Source organism: Knoellia tibetensis, assembly GCF_048606415.1.
GTDB lineage: Bacteria > Actinomycetota > Actinomycetes > Actinomycetales > Dermatophilaceae > Knoellia > Knoellia tibetensis.
In genome coordinates, this window is sequence record NZ_JBMBWF010000006.1 from 107139 (window position 1) to 127415 (window position 20277).

Genomic DNA, 20277 nt, shown 5'->3' on the forward strand with positions numbered 1-20277 from the left:
GCGTTCAGGCGGCGGTGGGGGCGGCGGCCGCCTGCTGGCTGTCGTCGACGTCACCGGTGACACCTCGGCGGGCGGCGCGCCTGCCGATGACGAGGACGTAGACGAGGAAGACCGACTCGGCCACGACGCCGATGAGGATGCGCGCCCATGTGGGCAGCCCCGAGGGGGTGACGAACCCCTCGATGCCACCGCTGACGAAGAGGACGGCGACGAGCCCGAGCGCGACCGCGGCGGCGGTGCGCCCCTCGGCCGCGAGCGAGTCGAGCCGGCTGCGCGCCCCCGGCTCGATCCACGACCAGAAGAGCCGGAGCCCGACGGCGGCGGCGACGAAGATCGCGGTGAGCTCGAGCAGGCCGTGCGGGAGGATGAGCCCGAAGAAGAGCGAGCCGCGGTCGTGGCTCACCATGAGCGCACCCGCGAGGCCGACGTTGACGACGTTCTGGGCGAGCACCCACAGCACTGGCAGACCGAGCACGCCGAGCGCGATGCACTGCGCTGCGACCCAGGCGTTGTTGGTCCACACGAGCGTGGCGAACTCGTGGTGCGGGTACTCGGAGTAGTAGTTCTCGAAGTCGGTGCCGACGTAGGCGTCGATCTCGGCGCGCGTCATCTGCTGGGTGAAGACCTCGGGGTGGCGCACCGCCCACGCGCCGACGACGAGCGCGAGCAGCACGCTCCCGAACGTCGTCGCGAGCCACCAGGCCCGGGTCCGGTAGAGGGCGGCCGGGAAGGTCTCGGTGAAGAACCTGGCCCCGTCACGCCACGTCGTCGCCCGCGAGCCGGTGGCCGTGTGCCGGGCCCGGGCGAGCAGCGCCGAGAGGTAGCTGACGACCGAGGGGTCGGGGCTGGAGGAGCGCACGAGCGAGAGGTGCGTCGAGACGCGCTGGTAGAGGTCGAGCAGCTCGTCGGACTCGGCCCCGGTGAGCCGGCGCCGCCCCACGAGGTCCTCGAGACGACGCCACTGGCCCACATGGGTGGCGATGAAGGCGTCGAGGTCCACGGCGCCACTCTATGTCGGGCGGACCGGCGCTAGCCTCGGTCCATGAGCATCGACGGGGGCTACCGCACCTATGCCGGCGACGACGTCGTCACCGGCGAGGGTGTGAGCGTCGAGGTCCCCGTCGCGGGTGTCGTGAGCCGTGTCGCCGCACGCCTCATCGACCTCGTCATCACCTTCGCCCTCGCCGTCGGCGGGGTCTTCGCCGTCGGCATGCTCGTCGGGTCGATGTCGGACGCCGTCGGGCAGGCCGCGGTCATCGTGCTGGTGGTCGGCATCACGGTGATCCTGCCCGTTCTCTTCGAGGTGCTCACGAAGGGCCGCAGCCCGGGCAAGTACGCGCTCGGACTCTGCGTCGTCCGTGACGACGGTGGCCCGATCACGGTGCGGCACAGCGTCATCCGGCACCTCGTGGGGTTCGTCGAGTTCTATCTCCTGCAGGGTGCGCCGGCGGTCGTCGCCGCGGTCGTGCACCCACGCGCCAAGCGTCTGGGCGACATGGCGGCCGGGACCTACGCGATGACACTGCGACACAAGCTGCAGGTCACCGCTCCGCCCGAGGCGCCCCCGGCACTGGAGCACTGGGTCCGCGGCACCGATCTCGGCCCCATGCCGGCCTCGCTGACGATCGGCGTGCGGCAGTTCCTCACCCGCACCGGTGGCCTGACGCCGCAGGCCCGGGCCCACCTCGGCCACGACCTCGCCGCGCAGGTGCTGCGGCATGTCTCTCCCCCACCGCCGTCGGGCGTCCACCCCGAGTGGGTGCTGCGCGCGGTCCTCGCCGAGCGCCGTCGCCGCGACCTCGACCGGCTCGGCTCCGAGTCGGACCGGGCCCGGCGGCTCCTGCCCCCCGACCCCTTGGGCTGAGCGTCAGGTCGCGGCGGACAGGGCGGCGTACCCCGGCTTGACGACGCGCTCGATGATCGCGAGCCGCTCGTCGAAGGGGATGAACGCCGACTTCATCGCGTTGATCGTCGCCCAGCGCAGGTCGTCGAGGGTCCAGCCGGCGTCGTCGACGAGGAGCTGCATCTCGCGCGACATGGACGTGCCCGACATGAGCCGGTTGTCGGTGTTGATCGTGACCCGGAAGCGCAGGTCCTTGAGCATCGTGATCGGGTGCTCGGCGATGGACTCGGCCGCGCCGGTCTGGAGGTTGGACGTGGGGCACATCTCGAGCGGGATCCGGCAGTCGCGCACGTATGCCGCGAGGCGGCCGAGCGTGTGCGTGTCACCCTCGCTCGTGATGTCGTCGACGATGCGGACGCCGTGACCGAGCCGGTCGGCGCCGCACCACTGGATCGCCTCCCAGATGCTCGGCAGCCCGAAGGCCTCACCGGCGTGGATCGTGAAGTGGGCGTTCTCGCGCCGGAGGTACTCGAAGGCCGAGAGGTGCCGGCTGGGCGGGAAGCCCGCCTCCGCGCCGGCGATGTCGAACCCGCCGACGCCCTGGTCGCGGTAGCGCACGGCGAGCGCGGCGATCTCGTCGCTCTTGGCGGCGTGACGCATCGCCGTGAGGAGGGAGACCATGCGGATCGGTGTGCCGGCGGCCGCCGCCTCCTCCTCGCCCTCGCGCAGACCGGCGAGGACGGCTTCGACGACCTCGGGCAGGTCGAGCCCGCCCTCGACGTGCAGCTCGGGCGCGAAGCGCGACTCGGCATAGACGACACCGTCGGCGGCGAGGTCGAGCGCGCACTCGCGGGCGACTCGGCGGAGCTGGTCCGGCGTCTGCATGACCGCGACGGTGTGGCTGAAGGTCTCGAGGTAGCGGACGAGCGAGCCCGAGTCGGCGCTGTCGCGGAACCACGTGCCGAGCGACTCGGCGTCGGTCGCCGGCAGCCCGTCGTAGCCGGACTCGCCGGCGAGCTCGAGAATGGTCTGCGGCCGCAGGCCGCCGTCGAGGTGGTCGTGGAGGAGCGCCTTGGGTGCGCGCTTGACGAGGTCTGCTGAGGCCGGCACGCGCTCACCCTAGCCGCTCGCCGCTCGACCCTTGCCCGAATCGAACGACCGTGCTTTTATGGATACATGTCGAAGGGGCTCCAGACGCGGGACACGGCGTTGCGTGAGGCGCTCGCACAGGCGAGCCACGTCGGCCTCAAGAACATCACCATCGGCACCCTGGCCGACTCCCTCTCGATGTCGAAGAGCGGCCTCTTCGCCCACTTCCGCTCCAAGGAGCAGCTCCAGGTCGACGTCCTCGACCACGCTGCCGACCTCTTCACGCGGACCGTCATCCAGCCCGCCCTCAAGGAACCGCGGGGCCTCGAGCGCCTGCGCGCCCTCGTCGACCTCTGGCTCGGATGGGACGGCTACGCCGACTGGGCCATGCCCGGCGGGTGCATCTTCATCTCCGCGACGATGGAGTTCGACGACGAGCCCGACGGGCCCGTGCGCGACCGGCTCGTCGCCCAGCAGACGCAGTGGTTCGACTCGATCGAGACTGTCGTGCGCGGCGCGATCCGCGAGGGCCAGCTGCGCGAGGACCTCGACACCCTCCAGTTCGCCCACGAGCTCTATGGCCTCATGCTCGGCCACCACGTCGCCAGCCGCCTGCTGCGCGACCCCGCCGCCCGCGAGCGCGCCCACACCGCGCTCGACCGGCTCGTCGCCGGCGCCGCACCCGACGCCGCCTCCCCCGCCCCGGCCTGACCGGGCGGCCCACCACCCCCACCGCACTGCAGGAGTCCCGTCGTGTCACCTCAAAAAAGCATGAACGTTCGTTTGCTTGCGTCGCTCTTCGCCACCCTGGAGCACCGCTCCGCGACCCTCGGCGGGCACCTCGCCACCCGGCTGTGGTTCCGCCTCCCTCCCCGTCCGCCGGCCGCCGCGCGCGACCGTCGCACCCCGGCTGGTGGCGAGCCCTTCGAGGTCGCGGCCGGCCACGGCGTCGTGCGCGGTCGTGTCTGGGGCGACTGGGGCCGGCCGACGGCCTACCTCGTGCACGGCTGGGGCGGCTGGTGGCAGCAGCTCGGCGCTCTCGTCCAGCCGCTCGTCGACGAGGGGCTCTGTGTCGTCGCCTTCGATGCCCCCGGACACGGCGCGTCGGACCGGGGTCGTGACGGCCGACGCACGACGACGTTCCTCGAGATGGCCGCGGCCCTCGCCGCCGTCGAGCGCGAGTTCGGGCGACCGACCGTCGTCGTCGCCCACTCGGCCGGCGCCCTCGCGACGATGACCGCCATGGCGCGCCCCACCGACCCGGCCGAGGGTCATCGCTCCCTGCCGCACCCGGAGGCGCTCGTCCTCGTCGCGGTGCCGGCGAGGATCGACGACATGGTCGCGACCTTCGTGCGCGCGCTCGGCGTCGGGCCGCGCTCGACCGCGGTCATGCGCACCCTCGTCGAGCGCCGGATCGGGCGCCGCATGGGCGAGTTCGACCTGCTCTCCCTCGCCTCGTCCCACCCACGACTGCCGCGCCTGCTGCTCGTCCACGACGAGGACGACCCCGAGGCGCCCTTCACGGGCGCGCTCGACGTCTCGAACGCCTGGCACGCCTCACGCCTCGTCGTCACCCGCGGCCTGGGACACCGCCGGCTCCTGTGGGACCCGGAGGTCGTCAAGCAGGTGACGGAGTTCGCGGGCTCGGCCGCGGACGGCATACGGGCCGAGTCGGCACGCGCGAGTCGCGCCTGAACGCGACCGCGCGTCAGGAGATGCGGTCGATGAGGAGCGGCAGGAGGTCGGGCCGCGAACCCTCGGGGGCGATGGTGAAGCCGCCCTCGAGCGCCTCCTTGGCCCGCTCGAACTTCTCCGGGGTGTCGGTGTGCAGCGTCATGAGCCTCTCGCCACCACGCACGACCGCGCCCGGCTTGGCGTGCAGCTCGATGCCGGCACCGGCCTGCACTGGGTCCTCCTTGCGGGCCCGGCCCGCGCCGAGGCGCCACGCTGCGACCCCCACGGCATAGGCGTCGAGCTCGGTGAGGACACCGTCCGCGGGCGCGAGGACGTCCTCCGTATGCCGTGCCACCGGCAGCTCGGCGTCCGGGTCGCCTCCCTGGGCCGCGACCATCCGGCGCCAGGCGTCCATCGCCCGGCCGTCCTTGAGCGCAGCGCCGACGTCCTCGCCGCCACGACCGGCGGCCTCGAGCATCTCCTGCGCGAGAGCGACCGTGAGCTCGACGACGTCCTCGGGACCGCCTCCGGCGAGCACCTCGACCGACTCGCGGACCTCGAGGGCGTTGCCGGCTGTGAGGCCGAGCGGAGTCTGCATGTTGGTGAGCAGCGCCACCGTCTTGACCCCCGCGTCGGTGCCGAGCTCGACCATGGTGCGGGCCAGCTCGGTCGCGTCCTCGCGGTTCTTCATGAACGCGCCGGACCCGACCTTGACGTCGAGGACGAGCGCGCCCGTGCCCTCGGCGATCTTCTTGCTCATGATCGAGCTCGCGATGAGCGGGATCGCCTCGACGGTGCCGGTGACGTCGCGCAGTGCATAGAGCTTCTTGTCGGCGGGCGCGAGGCCCGACCCGGCAGCGCAGATGACGGCACCGACGTCGTCGAGCTGGGCGAGCATCGCCTCGTTGGTGAGGTCGGCGCGCCACCCGGGGACCGACTCGAGCTTGTCGAGGGTGCCGCCGGTGTGCCCGAGTCCGCGCCCGGACAGCTGCGGGACGGCGACGTCGAAGACCGCGACGAGCGGGGCGAGCGGGAGCGTGATCTTGTCGCCGACCCCGCCGGTCGAGTGCTTGTCGGCGGTCGGGCGCGACAGCGAGGAGAAGTCCATCCGCTCGCCGCTCGCGATCATCGCCGAGGTCCACGTCGCGATCTCGCGGCGGTTCATGCCGTTGAGCAGCACGGCCATCGCGAGTGCGCTCATCTGCTCGTCGGCGACGACGCCTCGCGTGTAGGCGTCGATGACCCAGCGGATCTGGTCGTCGCTCAGCTCTCGCTTGTCGCGCTTGGTCGTGATGACGTCGACGGCGTCGTGGCTCTCGCTCATGGCGTCATCATGTCACCCGCGCGGAGGGCGCCGACCGGGCTCAGGGACGCTGGGCGAGGTTGTCCGGGCCGAACGCCTGGGGCAGCACCTGGGTCATTGGATGGACCCCCTCGGGAGTCATGAGGAGGCACTCGGCGCCGCCGTTCTCCCAGAGCAGCTGGCGGCAGCGGCCGCAGGGCATAAGCGCCTCGCCGCGTCCGTCCACGCAGTAGACCGCGACGAGCCGGCCGCCACCGGTCGCGTGCAGCTCGGAGACCATGCCGCACTCGGCGCACAGGGTCACGCCGTAGCCGGCGTTCTCGACGTTGCACCCGGCGACGACGCGACCGTCGTCGGTGAGGCCGGCGACCCCGACGGGGTAGTTCGAGTACGGCGCGTAGGCACGCTTCGTCATCTCGATCGCCCTGTCGCGCAACGCATCCCAGTCGATGTCACTCATGAGCACCCGTCCTGATGTCGATGATGTCGCCGCCTGCCTTGACCGTGTGCGCGACCACGACGGAGGCGAGCAGGCGTGCGCCGCAGCCGATGGCGTCCTCGTCGACGACGACGTCACCCTGGTGCAGGTCGTAGGTCCGCCCGCCGGGCGTGCGGGTGCCGAGCCGGGCCATGGCGCCGGGCGCGTGGGCGAGGTACCAGGAGTAGTCCTCACCGCCGAGCGACTGGATCGTCGGCGCGATCTGCAGCCCCGTGCCGAGGCACGCGAAGCGGAGCGCGTCGATGGCGTCGGCCTGGTTGACGACCGGCGGGACGCCCTTCACGCGCTCGAGCCGGGCCTCGACACCGTAGGGCGCCACGACGCCCTGCACGATCTCGTCGAGGAGCGGCCCGACGGACAGCCAGGCGTTGGCGTCCAGCATGCGCAGGGTGCCGCTGCACTCCCCCGTGCTCGGGATGACGTTGCTCGCGGTGCCGGCTCGCACGGTGCCCCAGACCAGGGCGGCTCCGGCGCGCGGGTCGAGCCGGCGCGACAGGGCCGCCGGGACATCGGTGACGACCTTGGCGAGGGCGTAGGTGAGGTCCTCGGTGAGCTGCGGACGCGACGTGTGCCCACCGCGACCGGTGAGGTGGACGCGGAGGTGGTCGCAGGCCGCGGTGATGGGACCTTCACGCAGCCCGACCTGGCCGACGTCGAGCGACGGGTCGCAGTGCACCGCGAAGACCGCGTCGACACCCTCCATGACGCCCTCGGCGATGGCCTCGAGGGCACCTCCGGGGATGACCTCCTCGGCGGCCTGGAAGATCGCGCGCACCGCCGTGCCCCGCTCGAGCAGCGCCTGCTCCTGCTCCTTGAGGGCCAGCAGAGCACCCAGGAGCGCGGTGACGTGGACGTCGTGGCCGCACGCGTGCGTGACGCCGTCGGTCACCGAGGCGAACGGCAGCCCGGTGTGCTCCTGGACCGGCAGCGCGTCCATGTCTGCGCGCAGGGCGACCCGGTATGCCGGCTGGTCGGCTCCGAGGTCGGCGACGAGTCCCGTGCCCGAGAGCCTGCGGACGCGGATGCCCGCCTGCTCGAGGCGGGCGGCGACGATGCCGGTGGTGCGGGTCTCCTGACGGGAGAGCTCAGGGTGGGCGTGCAGGTCCCTGCGGATCTCGAGGAGCTCGGGCAGCGCCGAGGCGACGCTGGCGCCGAGGGCGGAAAGGGTGTCAGTCATGAGGGCACCCATGCTACTGGCGCGACGACGCCCCCTCAGCGCGTCGCCTTGCGTGCCTCCCACCGCTCGAGGATGCCGCCCATCTCGTCGGTGACGAACTCGAGGAACTCGCGGGAGAGCTGGAGCCGCCGGCCCGCCTGCGAGCCGGCGCCGAGGTGCTCGACGCCGTCGGCCAGCGCGCGGATCATGCCGGCATAGACCTGGTCGGTGTTCGTCAGCGCGCCGTGGAAGGCGTCGTCGAGGACGACGAAGACGTCACGGCGCCCTCCTCGCTCACGCTCGCGGCGGAGGAGGCCGACGTGGGAGAGGTAGCGGACGGCGCCGGAGACGGCGGCCGGACTCACCGACAGCTCCGCGGTGATCTCGGCCGAGGTCATCCGGCCGTCCTCGTCGACGAGCAGCGCGGCGAAGACCCGCGCCGGCATGGGCGGGAAACCGGCCGTCGCGAGGGCTGCCCCGAGTCGCTCGACGACGGCGTGCGACGCACCCGTCCCGGGCTGGGAGGCGGGGGCGGCAGGGGCGCGGCGGGACGGCATACGGAAGAGTTTAGAGCATTCACGCAATTCTGAAAGAAGAGTACGCTCGAGCGCGTGGAGAACGTCATCGAGACTCGCGAGCTGCGCAAGACCTTCGGACCCACGGTCGCCCTCGACGGGCTCGACCTCACGGTCGCTCGCGGCGAGGTGCACGGCTTCCTCGGCCCCAACGGCGCCGGCAAGTCGACGACGATCCGGGTGCTGCTCGGGCTCCTCCGCAGCGACTCGGGCGAAGTCCGCGTCCTCGGCGGCGACCCGTGGGGCGAGGCGGCCGACCTGCACCGGCACATCGCCTACGTCCCGGGCGACGTGAGCCTGTGGCCGAACCTCACCGGCGGTGAGGTGATCGACCTCCTCGGCCGGATGCGCGGCGGGCTCGACGAGGGCAGGCGGGCCGAGCTCCTCGAGCGCTTCGACCTCGACCCGACGAAGAGGGCGCGGACCTACTCCAAGGGCAACCGGCAGAAGGTCGCCGTCGTCGCCGCCTTCGCCTCGCGCGTCGAGCTGCTCCTGCTCGACGAGCCGACGTCCGGCCTCGACCCGCTCATGGAGGAGGAGTTCCGGCGCTGCGTCCACGAGGCCAGGGCCGACGGCGCGACGGTCCTGCTGAGCAGCCACATCCTCGCCGAGGCCGAGGCGCTGAGTGACCGCGTGACGATCATCAAGGCCGGACGGGCCGTCGAGTCGGGCACGCTCGCCGAGCTCCGCCACCTCACCCGGACCACGGTCACCGCCGAGACGGCCTCGCCGCCCGCCGGGCTCGCCGACCTGCCCGGCGTCCACGAGCCGCAGGTCTCCGACGGGCGCATCGCCTTCGACGTCGACTCCGACCACCTCGACGGCGCCGTCGCCGCCCTCTCCCGGCTCGGCATCCGCTCGCTCACGGCGCATCCGCCGACCCTCGAGGAGCTCTTCCTGCGCCACTACGGCGAGCAGCCGCGCGACGACGTCGAGGTCGGGTCGCGGTGACCGGCGCCCTCACCGGCAGCCGCCACCTCCTGCGGCTCGTCCTCCGACGCGACCGGGTCCGGCTGCCGCTCTGGCTCGTCGGACTCGGCGGCACGATCGCGTGGAGCGCACTCGCCGTGCCGACGGTCTACGACACCCCTGCGAAGGTCGCGGGCTACGCCGCCACCGTCGGCGCGAGCCCCGTCAGCCATCTCATGTCCGGCCGGCAGCCGGGGATCGACACCATCGGCGGCATCACCGCCAACGAGATCTCGCAGGTCGCGCAGCTCGGCGTCTGCCTCATGGTGCTCTTCCTCGTCGTGCGGCACACCCGCGCCGAGGAGGAGTCGGGGCGGGCGGAGCTGCTGCGCTCGACGGTCCTCGGACGGCACGCGGCCACGCTCGCCGCGCTCGGCTACGCCGTCACCGCCGCGGTAGCCATCGGCGCGCTGACGACCGGGACGATGCTCGCGGCCGGCCTCGACGCAACGGGGAGCGTCGCCTACGGCGTCGGGCTCGCGTTCCTCGGCACGTGCTACGCCGCCGTCGCCCTCGTCGCGGCGCAGGTCTCGGGCAGCGCACGCGGCGCCCTCGGCATCGGCGGCTCGCTCGTCGCGCTCGGCTACCTCGCGCGCGGCGTCGGCGCCATGCAGGACAACGCCCTCGTCTGGCTCTCCCCCTTCGGCTGGGCCCAGTCGATGAACGCCTTCGGCGACGAGCGGTGGTGGCCCGTACTGCTGCTCGCCGCCGCGACGGCTGGGCTGCTCGCCGCCGCCGCCCGGCTCACCGCCCGTCGCGACTTCGGCAGCGGCCTCGTGCAGCCCCGCCCCGGCCATCCGCGCGCGAGCAACCGGCTCGGCACTCCCCTCGGTCTCACCGTGCGGCTCCAGCGCGGGACCGTCCTCGGGTGGTCCGTCGGCATGTTCCTGCTCGGTCTCGTCTACGGCGCGGTCCTGCCGACCGTGCCGGACCTCCTCGCCTCCAACCCCGACATCGCCGACTACATCGGCGCCGGCGGTGCGGCCGAGGATGCCGTCACCGACGCCTTCCTGCGCTACATCCTCCTCTTCATGGCCGTCGCCTCGACCGGGTATGCCGTGTCGAGCGTCCTGCGGATGCGTTCCGAGGAGGAGGCGGGCCGGTCCGAGAACGTGCTCGCGACGGCAACGCCACGCGGCCGATGGCTGGCGGCGACGGTCCTCACTTCGGCGGCCGGGACACTCCTCGTCCTCGTCCTCGCCGGCGTCGGCCTGGCCATCGGACGCGGGCTCGCGGGCGGCGGGTGGTCCGGCTCCGTCGCCTTGGTCGGGGAGCAGGTGACCTATGCCCCGGCCGCGCTCGTCGTCGCCGCCGTCGCCGTGGCGGCGGTCGGACTCGCGCCCCGGCTGGCGCTCGTGGCGTGGGCGGTCGTCGCCTTCGTCGGGCTCCAGGTCATGCTCGGCGCGATCCTGCGCCTGCCCGACGTCGTGAACGGGCTGTCACCGTTCTGGCACCTGCCGGGCGTGCCCGAGGACGACCTCGTCGTCCGGCCCGCGCTCGTCGAGCTCCTCGTCGCCGGGGCGCTCGTGGCCCTCGGTCACTGGGGCTACCGCCGCCGGGACCTCGACAACGCCTGATGCCCGACGCCGTCCCGGTCGGAGCCGTCAGGTGAGGTCGGTGCGGCCCTGCTCCTTGAGGCGCTCGACCACCTTCTTGACGTCCTGCGCCCGGTCCAGCGTCGTCACGAGGACAGCGTCGCCGGAGTCGATGACGACGACGCCCTCGAGCCCGACGACCGCCACCGGGCGACCGCCGCGGGGCGACACGAGGCCGGTCGAGTCGACGGCGTGCACGAGTGCGGCGTCGCCGAGGACCCGGACCCCGTGCTCGTCGCCGGGCTCCGGCAGGAGGGCCGAGAGGCTGGCGAAGTCACCGATGTCGTCCCAGGCGAAGTCGCCGGGGACGACGGCGACGACGCCGGCGTCGGCAGCGGGCTCGGCGACCGCGTGGTCGATGGCGATCTTCTCGAGCGTCGGCCACACCTCGTCGAGCCGGGACGGGTCGGCGGCGATGACCCGCAGGCCCTTGGCGAGCTCCGGGTGCCAGCGGTGCAGCAGATCGAGCAGCGTGGCCGCGCGGACGACGAACATGCCTGCGTTCCAACGGAACTCGCCGGTGGAGAGGTAGGCGGTCGCCCGGCGCGCGTCGGGCTTCTCGACGAACTGGCGCACCCGCCGGGCGGTCGGGGCCCCGGGGATCGGCCGCCCCATCTGGATGTAGCCGAAGCCCGTCGACGGGTGCGTCGGCTCGATGCCGATGGTGACGACCTGCCCGTCGCGGGCCACCCCGACGGCCTCGGCGACGCAGGCCCGGAACGCCTCCGCGTCGGGGATGACGTGGTCGGCGGCGAACGACCCGATGATCGCCTCGGGGTCACGTGCCTCGACGAACGCGGCCGCGAGGCCGATCGCGGCCATCGAGTCGCGAGGGGACGGCTCGGCGAGCAGCGAGTCCTCGGCGAGAGACGGCAGCTGCTGGCGCACGGCGTCGGCGTGGGCGACCCCGGTGACGACGACGACCCGCTCGACCGCGAGCGGCTCGACGCGGTCGAGCGTCTCCTGCAGCAGGCTCCGCCCGGACCCCGTGAGGTCGTGGAGGAACTTGGGGTGGCCCGCCCGCGACAGGGGCCACAGGCGGGTGCCGGCGCCCCCCGCGGGGATGACCGCCCAGAAGCCGGGAATGTCAGACATGGCGTCAGGCTAACGAGTCACATGGCACCCTCTTAGGATCCTTGGGCACGTCGCCGACGCGGCGGCGACGACGAGACACGGGGAGGTGCTGGCGGTGGACCTGCTGGAGCCGGTGCTGTTCAACGACGCGTGGGGCTCCCACGTGTCGATCGCCAGCCTCCAGGGTCGCCCGATCCCGAGCGCCGAGCCCGAGTCCGAGCTCTGGATGGGCGCCCACGAGAGCGGGCCGTGCGGCATCACCCGCGACGGCGTGGCCACCACCTTGGCCGACGTCATCCGGGCCGACCCCGAGGGCGAGATGGGCGCGGAGTGCTGCACGGCATACGAGGGGCGGTTGCCCTTCCTCCTCAAGGTGCTCGCGCCCGGTCGCGCGATCTCGATCCAGGCGCACCCCACGGCCGAGCAGGCGAGCGAGGTCCGCCGCAGGGACCGCGAGGCCGGCGACGCGGACGCGACCTACGTCGACGACTGGGCCAAGCCCGAGATGCTCGTCGCCATCTCGCCGTTCCGGGTCTTCGTGGGCATGCGCACGCCGGAGGAGACGGCCGACCTCGCCAAGCGGCTCGGCGTACCGCGGTTCTCGGGACTCGTCGACGACGTCTCGTCGGCCCCGGACCCGGCCCACGCCCTGCTCGCCGCCGTCCTCGCGATCCCCGAGGCGGAGCACGCCGGGTTCGTGCGCGAGCTCGTCGCGGCCTGCGTCCGCGTCTCGTCGAGCCCGGACGCCGAGGGACACCACTGCGCCGCCGTCGTCCGCGTCGCCGAGGACCACCCCGACGACATCGGGCTCGCCGTGCTGCTGCTCATGAACCACCGCGTCCTCGAGCCCGGCGACTTCATCGACGTTCCCGCCGGGGTGCTCCACTCCTACGTCGGCGGCCTGGGGATCGAGGTCCTCGCCAACTCCGACAACGTGGTTCGGGCCGGGCTCACCGGCAAGGCGCGGAACGTCCCCGAGCTGCTGCGCATCGTCGACCCCGAAGCCGACGGCCACGCCGGGCGCGCCGAGCCGGACCCCGACCTGCCGGCGACGGTGCGCTTCCCCAGCTGCTCGGACCGGTTCGCGCTGCGCCGCATCCACGACCCGTCGGGGCTGCTGCTCCCGGGCAACGGCACCCCGCGCATCGTCTTCTGCCTGCACGGTGAGGTCGTGCTCGCCACCTCCGACGACGGACCGGGGTCGACGCTGACCCTGGGGCCGGTGCGCGCGGCCTTCCTCTCGGCGCGCGACGCCGACGTCAGGGTGACGGGCAGCGGCGAGGTCTACCTCGTCACGCTGCCCTCGGCCTGACGTTCACGCACTGCTCACCCGACGTCCCACAGCACTCTGCTCGTGCGGCACGTCCGTCCGCGACGGTGTGGACGTGCGAGTCGCCATGGTGACCGAGTCCTTCCTGCCGACCCTCAACGGCGTGACGACAAGCGTCTGCCGGGTCGCGCAGTCGCTGCGTCTCCTCGGCCACGAGGCGGTGATCCTCGCGCCGGGCCCCGCCCCGGTGACCTTCGAGGGGTTCTCCGTCCGCGGCCTGCCGTCGGTGACGGTGCGGCAGTTCCCGACCGGGGTGCCCACGCCTGCACTGCGCCGGGCGCTCGACGAGTTCGCCCCCGACGTCATCCACGCCGCGTCGCCTTTCGTCCTCGGTGCGCGCGCCCTCCAGCTCGCCGACCGGAGCGGAACGCCCGCCGTGGCGATCTACCAGACCGACATGCCGAGCTACCTGCGCCAGCACGGTCCCGGCCGGCTCGGCACCGGCGCCGCGAGCGCCGCCTGGCGCTGGATCCGCCGGATGCACGCGCACGCCGACCTCACCCTGGCTCCGTCCCGACCCACCCTCGACGAGCTCCGCGCCCACGGCGTGCCGCGCACCGACCTCTGGGCGCGGGGCGTCGACACCGGCCAGTTCTCGCGGCGCTGGCGCGACGACCCGGGCACCGCCGAGCTGCGCCGCGCCCTCGCACCCGGTGGTGAGGTGCTCCTCGGCTACGTCGGTCGCCTCGCGCCCGAGAAGGAGCTGTGGCGGCTGGCCGAGGTGGCGCGGATCCCGGGCACCCGTCTCGTCATCGTCGGCGACGGGCCAGGCCGCGCGCAGATCGGCGCCCGGCTCACCGAGGCCGTCGCCTCGATGCCCGGGCGACCCAACCGCTCCCCCGTCTTCCTCGGCCGCCGCTCCGGTGACGACCTCGCCCGTGCGTATGCCGTCCTCGACGTCTTCGTGCACACCGGCACCCGCGAGACGTTCGGGCAGACGCTCCAGGAGGCTGCGGCGACCGGACTGCCCGTCGTGGCGCCGGCCCGTGGCGGGCCGCTCGACCTCGTCGACCACGGCCGCACCGGGCTGCTCTTCGACCCCGACCGGCCCGGGTCGCTCCACGACCACGTCGACGCCCTCGTCGGGGACCGGCGGTGGCGCGAACAGCTCGGCGACGAGGCCGAGCGGACGGTGCGCGGCCGTTCGTGGGAGACGCTCACCGAACGCCTCGTCGGCCACTACGACGCCGCTCGGGCCACTCGCTCGCGGCGGGTCGCGTAAGGTCCTTCGAGGCCCGTTTCGCACGATGCGGGCGGGTCGAGAGGAGGCCGGATGCGCACCGGTGCGCTCGCTGCCGCAGCCGCGACGTTCGCGGTCGCGGCCGTCCTGGGGTCCTCACCCGCGGTCGCCGCCCCGACCCCGACGCCCCGTCCTGCCGCCCCGACGACCGCGTCCCCGAGTCCCAGCGCGACCCTGCCCGCCGTGACGCGCGTGCTCGACCCCGAGCGCAGCGTCGGCGGGCCGGGCCTGGCGCCGATGGACACCGTGCTCGTCGACGCACCGGCCGGGGTTCCGGCGCCCCCGGCGGTGGCCGACGTGGCGTGGCTCGTCGCCGACGCCGACACCGGTGAGATCCTCGCCGCCCGCAACCCACACGCACCGCTGCTGCCCGCGAGCACGCTCAAGGCGCTCACCGCGATCCACCTCCTGCCGCGGGTCGACCCGGCGAAGGTGCTCACGGCGACCTCGACCGAGGCCGACGCCGACGGCACGCGGGTGGGCATGGTCGCCGGCCAGACCTACAGCGCCGCGCAGCTGTTCGAGGCGCTCGTCATGTCGTCGGCCAACGACGCCGCCTATGGGCTGTCCGCGCTCAACGGTGGCATCCCGACGACCGTGGCCGAGCTCAACGCGCTCGCCGACGAGCTCGGCGCCCACGACACCGTCGTCGTCGACCCGAGCGGGCTCGACGCCCCCGGCCAGCAGAGCAGCGCCTACGACCTCGCGCTCATCGGTCGCGCCGCGATCGCGAACCCCGACTACGTGCGGCTGGCGACGACGAAGACCTCGACGTTCCCTGCCCGGATCGACCGGGCCTCGCGCACGCGCCCGACCTATGCGATCGGCAACCACAACCGGCTGCTGTGGAACTACCCCGGCACCATCGGGGTGAAGAACGGCTTCACCAAGGCCGCCCACCGGACCTTCATCGGAGCCGCGCGCCGGAACGGCCGGACCTACCTCGTCACCGAGATGTACGGCACCGGCAGCAGCTGGCGCCCGGCGGCCTCGCTGCTCGACTGGGCCTTCGTGCACGGCGACGAGGTGCGGCCCATCGGCCGGCTCGTCGAGCGCGGCGAGGTGCCCGCGCCGCCCGCGCCACCCGCCCCCGCGACGGCTCGCAAGGAGACCGCACGCGGTGCGACTCCCCGTGACGACTCCGTCGTCGCCGCCGTCGCGCCCCACGCCCCCAAGGGGGCCGTGACGCCCTCGCTGATCCCGATCGCGGGCGGTGCTGCCCTGGTCGGCCTGCTGCTCGTGACGCGGTTCCACCGGCTCCGGGCCGGCCGGGTGCGGCGTGAGCGAGCCCACCGAGGACCTGGGGGCCGGCACCGCGACTGACGACCCACTCCCCGCCCGGGTGCGAGGCCGAGGGAACGGGCCAGCGGGGCGTCAGCCCCGGCCGTGCAGCTCCTGCCACTGCTCCCAGGTGGGCAGCAGCCCGCTCTCGCGCGCCTGCGCCAGCGTCGGCGCAGCCTCGTCCTTGGGCGACAGGGTGACCTCGAGGCCCTCCGGGATCGCGAGGCCGACCTCGGGGTCGAGGGGGTGGATGCCGTGCTCGCCCGTGGGGTTGTAGGCGGCGGTGCAGAGATACATCGCCGTCGTGTCGTCGTCGAGCGCGCAGAAGGCGTGGCCGAGCCCCTCGGTGAGGTAGACCGCTCGCCGGTCGACCGTGTCGAGGTGGACCTCCTCGACGCGTCCGAACGTGGGCGAGCCCTCGCGCAGGTCGACGACGTAGTCGACGAGGCTCCCGCTGAGCACGGTGATGTACTTCCCCTGCCCCGGCGGGACGTCGGCGAAGTGGATGCCGCGGACGGTCCCCCGCGACGACACGGACACGTTCGTCTGGACGATGTCGGGGCGGTGGCCCAGGTGCTCGGCGAGCAGGTCCCCGCGGAAGGACTCGAGGAAGACACCCCGGTCGTCGGGGAACTGGCGCGGGGTGACGACGAACGCACCCTCGATGACGAGCGGCTCGAACTCCATCAGCGCAGCCCCTTGCCCTCGGCGAGGCACGCGTGGATGTAGTCGCCGTAGCCGCTCTTGACGAGGGCGTCGCCGAGCGCCGCGAACTGCCCGTCGTCGATCCACCCCGCCCGCCACGCGATCTCCTCGACGCAGCCGATCTTGGTCCCCTGCCGGGCCTCGATGACGTGGACGAACTGGCTCGCCTCCATGAGCCCGGTGAAGGTGCCGGTGTCGAACCACGCCGTGCCGCGCGGGAGCACCGTCACCGACAGCTCACCCCGCTTGAGGTAGACGTCGTTGACCCCGGTGATCTCGAGCTCGCCGCGCGCGCTGGGGGTGAGGCCACGGGCGATCTCGACGACGTCGTTGTCATAGAAGTAGAGGCCCGGCACGGCATAGCTCGACCTCGGCCGCTCCGGCTTCTCCTCGATCGACATGACCGTGCCGTCGTCGTCGAACTCCACGACGCCGTATGCCGTCGGGTTGCCCACGTGGTAGGCGAAGACGTGCCCGCCGTGGACGTCGGTGAGGCCGCGCAGGGCGCGGCCCAGGCCGGTGCCGTAGAAGATGTTGTCGCCGAGGACGAGGGCGACGGAGTCGGACCCGATGAAGTCGGCACCGATGACGAACGCCTGGGCGAGGCCGTCGGGACTGGGCTGGACGGCATACGAGATCTCGATGCCCCACTCGCTGCCGTCACCGAGGAGCCGCTCGAACTGGTCGTGGTCCGCGGGGGTCGTGATGACGAGGATCTCGCGGATGCCGGCCATCATGAGCGTCGCCAGCGGGTAGTAGACCATCGGCTTGTCGTAGACCGGCATGAGCTGCTTGCTGATGCCCTTGGTGATCGGGTGCAGACGCGTGCCCGAACCGCCGGCGAGAATGATGCCCTTCATGGGGCGCCACCCTACTGACCGGCCGCCGCACTGCCGACCGGACGCTCGTCGCGGCTCCGATAGCCTGCGGCCCATGAAGGTCCTCGTCACCGGCGGCGCCGGGTTCATCGGGTCCAACTTCGTCATCCGGGCCCGGCAGGTGCGGCCGGACTGGCGTCTCACCGTCCTCGACTCGATGACCTACGCCGCGAACATCGGCTCGCTCGACCCTGTCATCGGCGACGTCGACGTCGTCAAGGGCTCGGTGACCGACGCCGACCTCGTGGACGAGCTCGTGGCCGCCCACGACCTCGTCGTCCACTTCGCGGCCGACTCGCACAACGACAACTCGCTCGACGACCCGTGGCCGTTCATCGACAGCAACATCATCGGGACCTACCAGCTCGTGCAGGCGGTCCGCCGGCACGACAAGCGGCTCCACCACATCTCCACCGACGAGGTCTACGGCGACCTCGAGCTCGACGACCCGGCCCGCTTCACCGAGACGACGCCGCTCAACCCGTCGAGCCCCTACTCCGCGTCGAAGGCGAGCGCCGACCTCCTCGTGCGCGCGTGGGTGCGGTCGTTCGGGCTGCGCGCCACGCTGTCGAACTGCTCCAACAACTACGGCCCGCGCCAGCACCCCGAGAAGCTCATCCCGCGCCAGATCACCGGCGTCATCGACGGCATCCGGCCCAAGCTCTACGGCGAGGGCCTCAACGTGCGCGACTGGATCCACGTCGACGACCACAACGACGCCGTCATCGCGATCGTCGAGCAGGGGCGCGAGGGCGAGACCTACCTCATCGGCGCCGACGGCGAGATGAACAACCGCGACGTCATCGCGCTCATCCTCGAGCTCATGGGCAAGCCCGCCGACTGGTACGACCACGTGCCGGACCGCCCCGGTCACGACCTGCGCTACGCCATCGACGCGTCGAAGCTGCGGGCCGAGACCGACTGGCGCCCGGCCCACCCGGACGTCCGCTCCGGCCTGGCCGACACCATCTCGTGGTACCAGGACAACGAGGACTGGTGGCGCACCGCCAAGGTCGTCGCCGAGGCCCGCTACGACCGGCTGGGACGCTGATGGCCCGCTGGCTCGTCACGGGGGCGGGCGGCATGCTCGCCGCCGACCTCCTCCCCCGGCTCACGTCGGCCGGCCACGAGGTCACCGCGCTGCGCCGCGCCGACCTCGACGTCACCGACGCCGGCGCCTGCGCCAGCGCGGTCGAGGGCCACGACGTCGTCGCCAACCTCGCCGCGTGGACGGCTGTCGACGACGCCGAGAGCGCCGAGGCGGACGCCTTCGCCGTCAACGCGGTCGGCGCGGCCAACCTCGCCTCGGCATGCGCCCGCAGCGGCGCACGGATGGTGCACGTCTCCACCGACTACGTCTTCGCCGGCGACTCCACCATCCCGTATGCCGTCGACGCACCCGTCGCTCCCCGCTCGGCCTACGGGCGGACCAAGGCCGCAGGCGAGTGGGCGGTCCTCGCCCACTGCCCGTCGGCGCTCGTCGTGCGCACCGCCTGGCTCTACGGTGCGGGCGGGCCGAGCTTCGCCGCGACGATGGCCCGGCTCGCCGGCGAGCGCGAGACCCTCGCCGTCGTCGACGACCAGCGCGGACAGCCGACGTGGACCGCCGACCTCGCCGACGCCCTCGTGCGGCTCGTCGACGCGGACGCCCCCGGCGGCATCTGGCACGGCACGAGCGCGGGCGAGACGACGTGGTTCGGGTTCACCCGCGCGATCTTCGAGGTGCTCGGCCTCGACCCCGAGCGGGTGACGCCGACGACGACCGAGGCCTTCCCGCGGCCCGCGCCACGGCCAGCCTACTCCGTCCTCGGCCACGACCGCTGGCAGGAGGCCGGGCTCGATCCGCTGCCGGACTGGCGCGACGCCCTGCGGCGCGCGGCTCCGACGGTCCTCGGGACCGTCTGAGCGGGAGCGATCAGCGGCGCCGGAGCCCGCGGAGCAGCCGGCCCGCGAGGCCGAGCCCGGCCGCGGCCGAGGCGCCGAGCGCGGCACCGAGGGCGAGGTTGACCCGGTCGTCCGCTCGGCGGGCGCGGGGCACGACGACCCGGTCGGCCGAGCGCCCGGTCGTGCCGGCATGCCGCGCCCCGGGGTTCGGCTCTGGCGGCACGCCGAGCCACACGGGGTCGGGGGCGGCGGGGTCGAGGGCCGCGGACACCGGCACCTCGGGTCCCTCGACCATCTTTGTCCGCTGGCCCTCGCTGAGGTCGGCGACCGCCTCGGCCTCGAGCGAGTTCGCACTCCACGCGGCCGACAGCAGGATGATCCGCGACATGAAGTTGAGCCACGCGAGCAGGCCGACGACGAGCGCGACCGAGGCGAAGAGCGGGTTCTGCGTCGTCCCGGCGATGAGGGTCGTGCCGAGGACCTTGAGCACGGTGAGCCCGATGCCACCGACGACCGCGCCACCGAGCAGCCCGCGCCACGGCACGTCGACCCCGGAGAGCAGCCGGAGCATGACGAGGACGACGAGTCCGTCGAGCGCCGCACCGATGACCAGGGCGATGCCGCGCAGCAGCCACTGCTGTCCGCCGAGACCGATGGCCTCGGCGATCCAGCCCGTGAGGGCACTCGCCACGCCCGTCACGGCGGCCGAGACGACGATGGCGAGCCCGAGGAGGACGAGCACACCGAGGTCGCGCAGCTTGGCGGTCACCGCGTTGCCCGGGGCGCCCTCGGCCCCGAAGACCGTCCGGATGCCGTCGCGCAGGGCACTCAGCCAGCCCAGACCGGCATACAAAAGGCCCGCGAAGCCGATGAGACCGGCGAGGGTCAACGCGTTGTCGCCGGGGGCCTCGAGCGGGATGAGGCCCTTGTCGCCGTCCTTGATGAAGCCCGGCAGCGTCTCGTTGAGGTAGTCCCTGATCTGCTCGATCCACTGCGGGTTGTCCTGGAGGAGGACGCCGAAGACGGTGAACGCGAGCGCCAGCACGGGGAAGATCGAGAAGAAGGCGAAGTAGGCGATGCCGCCGGCGAGCAGGTTGCCCCGGGCGTCGCCGTAGCGCTTCCAGGCGTGCCAGAGGCGAGTTCGTTGGAGCGCGGTCCACCAGGTCTTGAGGCGGTCCACCC

General features: G+C 73.1%; 20 protein-coding genes. 10 read left to right on the forward strand and 10 right to left on the reverse strand.

Translation table 11 applies throughout. The features are described 5' to 3' along the window. Positions 1-4: 4 nt before the first annotated feature. Positions 5-1000, reverse strand: coding sequence for a stage II sporulation protein M (locus ACOJV7_RS17170; RefSeq protein ID WP_420191451.1), 996 nt, complete (start codon positions 998-1000; stop codon positions 5-7). Positions 1001-1042: 42 nt separating this feature from the next. Between ACOJV7_RS17170 and ACOJV7_RS17175 the strand changes: the two genes are divergently transcribed. Beyond that, positions 1043-1864, forward strand: a complete 822-nt coding sequence (locus ACOJV7_RS17175) for an RDD family protein (RefSeq protein WP_420191452.1) — start codon at positions 1043-1045, stop codon at positions 1862-1864. A 3-nt stretch (positions 1865-1867) separates the two neighbouring features. Here ACOJV7_RS17175 and ACOJV7_RS17180 read toward each other — a convergent pair whose 3' ends face one another. Further along, entirely contained in the window at positions 1868-2953 is a 1086-nt protein-coding gene (locus ACOJV7_RS17180; protein ID WP_420191453.1) for an adenosine deaminase, read from the reverse strand. A gap of 66 nt (positions 2954-3019) precedes the next feature. On the opposite strand from ACOJV7_RS17180, the gene ACOJV7_RS17185 reads away from it, so the two are divergent. Then, positions 3020-3643: a TetR/AcrR family transcriptional regulator gene (locus ACOJV7_RS17185; RefSeq protein ID WP_420191454.1), complete on the forward strand. Its 624-nt coding sequence runs from the start codon at positions 3020-3022 to the stop codon at positions 3641-3643. 60 nt (positions 3644-3703) lie between these two features. Next, positions 3704-4627 carry an alpha/beta hydrolase gene (locus ACOJV7_RS17190; RefSeq protein WP_420191455.1) on the forward strand — a complete coding sequence of 308 codons (924 nt, stop codon included), beginning with the start codon at positions 3704-3706 and terminating at the stop codon, positions 4625-4627. 13 nt (positions 4628-4640) lie between these two features. Here ACOJV7_RS17190 and ACOJV7_RS17195 read toward each other — a convergent pair whose 3' ends face one another. The 4 genes from ACOJV7_RS17195 to ACOJV7_RS17210 are packed head-to-tail and all read right to left on the reverse strand — an operon-like array spanning position 4641 to position 8121. Beyond that, on the reverse strand, positions 4641-5930 hold the full coding sequence (locus ACOJV7_RS17195; protein WP_420191456.1) for a thymidine phosphorylase: 1290 nt from the start codon (positions 5928-5930) through the stop codon (positions 4641-4643). A 40-nt stretch (positions 5931-5970) separates the two neighbouring features. Continuing rightward, on the reverse strand, positions 5971-6369 hold the full coding sequence (locus tag ACOJV7_RS17200; RefSeq protein WP_420191457.1) for a cytidine deaminase: 399 nt from the start codon (positions 6367-6369) through the stop codon (positions 5971-5973). Next, entirely contained in the window at positions 6362-7585 is a 1224-nt protein-coding gene (locus ACOJV7_RS17205; RefSeq protein WP_420191458.1) for an amidohydrolase, read from the reverse strand. The genes ACOJV7_RS17200 and ACOJV7_RS17205 overlap by 8 nt, the downstream gene beginning before the upstream one ends. 35 nt (positions 7586-7620) lie before the next feature. Further along, on the reverse strand, positions 7621-8121 hold the full coding sequence (locus ACOJV7_RS17210; RefSeq protein ID WP_420191459.1) for a GbsR/MarR family transcriptional regulator: 501 nt from the start codon (positions 8119-8121) through the stop codon (positions 7621-7623). A gap of 54 nt (positions 8122-8175) precedes the next feature. On the opposite strand from ACOJV7_RS17210, the gene ACOJV7_RS17215 reads away from it, so the two are divergent. Further along, entirely contained in the window at positions 8176-9090 is a 915-nt protein-coding gene (locus ACOJV7_RS17215) for an ABC transporter ATP-binding protein (RefSeq protein WP_420191460.1), read from the forward strand. After that, on the forward strand, positions 9087-10685 hold the full coding sequence (locus tag ACOJV7_RS17220; RefSeq protein ID WP_420191461.1) for an ABC transporter permease: 1599 nt from the start codon (positions 9087-9089) through the stop codon (positions 10683-10685). Before ACOJV7_RS17215 ends, ACOJV7_RS17220 begins: the two co-directional genes overlap by 4 nt. Before the next feature lie 27 nt (positions 10686-10712). Here the strand turns inward: ACOJV7_RS17220 and ACOJV7_RS17225 are convergent, their stop codons facing one another. After that, positions 10713-11798, reverse strand: coding sequence for a mannose-1-phosphate guanylyltransferase (locus tag ACOJV7_RS17225; protein WP_420191462.1), 1086 nt, complete (start codon positions 11796-11798; stop codon positions 10713-10715). A gap of 94 nt (positions 11799-11892) precedes the next feature. Here ACOJV7_RS17225 and manA point away from each other — a divergent pair, with 94 nt between their 5' ends. The 3 genes from manA to ACOJV7_RS17240 all read left to right on the forward strand — a co-directional run bounded on the left by manA (position 11893) and on the right by ACOJV7_RS17240 (position 15670). Next, positions 11893-13089 (forward strand): mannose-6-phosphate isomerase, class I, encoded by a 1197-nt coding sequence (gene manA / locus ACOJV7_RS17230; protein ID WP_420191463.1) that lies wholly within the window; start codon positions 11893-11895, stop codon positions 13087-13089. Between the two features lie 73 nt (positions 13090-13162). Further along, a complete protein-coding gene (locus tag ACOJV7_RS17235) occupies positions 13163-14329 on the forward strand; it encodes a glycosyltransferase family 4 protein (RefSeq protein ID WP_420191464.1) in 1167 nt (388 codons plus the stop codon). A gap of 51 nt (positions 14330-14380) precedes the next feature. Continuing rightward, entirely contained in the window at positions 14381-15670 is a 1290-nt protein-coding gene (locus ACOJV7_RS17240) for a D-alanyl-D-alanine carboxypeptidase family protein (protein WP_420191465.1), read from the forward strand. Positions 15671-15721: 51 nt separating this feature from the next. Here ACOJV7_RS17240 and ACOJV7_RS17245 read toward each other — a convergent pair whose 3' ends face one another. Then, a complete protein-coding gene (locus ACOJV7_RS17245) occupies positions 15722-16315 on the reverse strand; it encodes a dTDP-4-dehydrorhamnose 3,5-epimerase family protein (protein WP_420191466.1) in 594 nt (197 codons plus the stop codon). After that, positions 16315-17193: a glucose-1-phosphate thymidylyltransferase RfbA gene (rfbA, locus tag ACOJV7_RS17250; protein ID WP_420191467.1), complete on the reverse strand. Its 879-nt coding sequence runs from the start codon at positions 17191-17193 to the stop codon at positions 16315-16317. Before rfbA ends, ACOJV7_RS17245 begins: the two co-directional genes overlap by 1 nt. Before the next feature lie 73 nt (positions 17194-17266). Between rfbA and rfbB the strand changes: the two genes are divergently transcribed. Continuing rightward, positions 17267-18262, forward strand: a complete 996-nt coding sequence (gene rfbB, locus ACOJV7_RS17255) for a dTDP-glucose 4,6-dehydratase (protein ID WP_420191468.1) — start codon at positions 17267-17269, stop codon at positions 18260-18262. Beyond that, on the forward strand, positions 18262-19116 hold the full coding sequence (gene rfbD, locus ACOJV7_RS17260; protein ID WP_420191469.1) for a dTDP-4-dehydrorhamnose reductase: 855 nt from the start codon (positions 18262-18264) through the stop codon (positions 19114-19116). Before rfbB ends, rfbD begins: the two co-directional genes overlap by 1 nt. Before the next feature lie 10 nt (positions 19117-19126). Here the strand turns inward: rfbD and ACOJV7_RS17265 are convergent, their stop codons facing one another. Next, entirely contained in the window at positions 19127-20275 is a 1149-nt protein-coding gene (locus tag ACOJV7_RS17265) for a YihY/virulence factor BrkB family protein (protein ID WP_420191470.1), read from the reverse strand. Positions 20276-20277 lie beyond the last annotated feature (2 nt).